1 protein-coding gene is annotated in these 1,555 nt (G+C 37.9%); it reads left to right on the plus strand.

The features are described from left to right. Nucleotides 1-121: 121 nt before the first annotated feature. On the plus strand, nt 122-1,432 hold the full coding sequence (locus tag PLL68_RS15010) for a hypothetical protein (protein ID WP_324535474.1): 1,311 nt from the start codon (nt 122-124) through the stop codon (nt 1,430-1,432). Nucleotides 1,433-1,555 lie beyond the last annotated feature (123 nt).

A 1,555-nucleotide genomic window follows, 5' to 3' on the forward strand; every position in this document is an offset into this window, starting at 1 on the left:
CAGCACTTCCCGCCATAAATTTAACCCTGATATAATCAAGGTTGTAAGCCAGCGAAAAAAATACTTTTCGCAGACTTTCACAATTTAGCTGATCAATTAACTTTCATTGGAGGGTTAGAAAATGGCTAAGTTAAGAAAGACTTTCTCAGCAGAATTTCTCTGCAAATTAGCACATCAAAAATTTCAAAAAATAACTGAACCGCGTAGAAAGCGCGTTTGTAATTTTTCATTAGCCGATTGTTTCATGTCTGGTCTAGCGATTTTTAGCCTTAAATATCCTTCTTTACTTCAATTTGACCAAGGGCGAACTGAAGATAAAGCACTTAAACATAACTTAAGAGCTTTATATGGTGTCGAGCAAGTGCCTTGTGATACTCAAATAAGAGAGAGGCTGGATCCCATAGATCCTATTCAGATTCGCAAGCTCTTTAAAGCGATTTTTGCGCAATTGCAGCGAGGCAAAGTTTTAGAGCAATATCAGTATTTAAATAAAGCTTATTTGTTATCAATAGATGGCACGGGTGTTTTTTCTTCCAACGAAATTCATTGTGAAAATTGTTGTGAGAAACACCATAAGGATGGAAGCATTACTTACTATCATCAATTATTGGGCGCAGCAATTGTTCACCCTGAACATAAAGTGGTGATTCCCCTGGCACCAGAAGCTATTTTAAAACAGGATGGCACGAGTAAAAATGACTGTGAACGTAATGCAGCAAAGCGTCTGCTAGAGCACTTAAGAAGAGAGCATCCTTTTTTAAAGGCAATTGTGGTGGAAGATGGGTTATCTTCTAATTGCCCGCATATTGAGACTTTAAAAGCTTTAAATTACAGCTATATTTTAGGCGTAAAGCCTGGTGATCATAAAAGTTTATTTGAGTGGTTAGAAGGTGAATTTTGTACTTTTCACGAAATAGCAGGCGCAAATGGCATTGTTCATCGATTTAGGTTTATCAACAATGCGCCGTTAAATGAAGCCCATTTCGAATGCAAGGTAAATTTCGTTGAATACTGGGAAATTAAAAAAGGCAAGGTCAATCAACACTTCAGCTGGGTTACGGATTTAACGATAACAGAGCAAAATGTTTTTAGCATTATGAGAGGAGGACGAGCAAGATGGCGTATAGAGAATGAGACTTTCAATACCTTAAAGAACCAAGGTTATTGCTTTGAGCACAATTTTGGACATGGCTATCAACATTTACATACGGTATTTGCGATGTTAATGATGTTGGCTTTTTTAATTGATCAAACCCAAGCATTTTGCAGTCCATTGTTTAGAAAGGCTTGGGAAAAAATGCACTCAAAAATAAGGTTATGGGAACGGATTCGCAATCTGTGCATGTTTTTTTATATTGACAGCTGGTCAGCCTTATTTGAAACAATGGGTTGTGGTATAGAGCCAGCCCCCCTGAAATGTGACACTTCTTAGCCATCGTGGATACCGTCTAAGTTTTATGGCCTTGGTTCTTGAAGAAAAAATAGAAAAGTTTGAATCCTCCTTGGCAGAGGCAGGGCGGTGTTGAGTGGTGAGCTTGCACATAAATTTAAGTTA

Origin of the sequence: Ornithinibacter sp. (assembly GCF_035443565.1) — a bacterium.
In the GTDB taxonomy this organism is placed as follows: domain Bacteria; phylum Actinomycetota; class Actinomycetes; order Actinomycetales; family Dermatophilaceae; genus Fodinibacter.

Coding starts and splice junctions, on each gene's coding strand:
- PLL68_RS15010 (WP_324535474.1), top strand. CDS start 122: ATGGCTAAGTTAAGAAAGACTTTCTCAGCAGAATTTCTCTGCAAATTA.